General features: G+C 63.3%; 1 protein-coding gene. It reads right to left on the bottom strand.

The annotated features are described in order from the left end of the window. Window positions 1-245, bottom strand: a 245-nt coding sequence (locus PSD17_RS27725) for a cbb3-type cytochrome c oxidase subunit I (protein WP_339125228.1), incomplete at both ends; no start/stop codon positions are given.

Below are 245 nucleotides of genomic sequence, written 5' to 3'. Positions count from 1 at the left end.
CCCCCAGGACGAACGCGCCGATCGAGGAGACCGTGTTCAGCGTGGTGAACCCGTCGGTCGGCAGATAGTCCGCGTAGCGGCGCGGCATGCCCTCGTTGCCCAGCCAGTGCTGCACCAGGAACGTCGTGTGGAACCCGAAGAACGTCAGCCAGAAATGGACCTTCCCCAGCGTCTCGTCCATCATCCGGCCGGTCATCTTCGGGAACCAGAAGTAGATCCCGGCATAGGTGGCGAACACGATCGTC

The organism is Pseudonocardia sp. D17, assembly GCF_036984265.1.
Classification (GTDB): Bacteria; Actinomycetota; Actinomycetes; order Mycobacteriales; family Pseudonocardiaceae; genus Pseudonocardia; species Pseudonocardia benzenivorans.
Note: the sequence above shows the minus strand (reverse complement) of the source record. Positions and strands in the feature narration are given on the sequence as shown.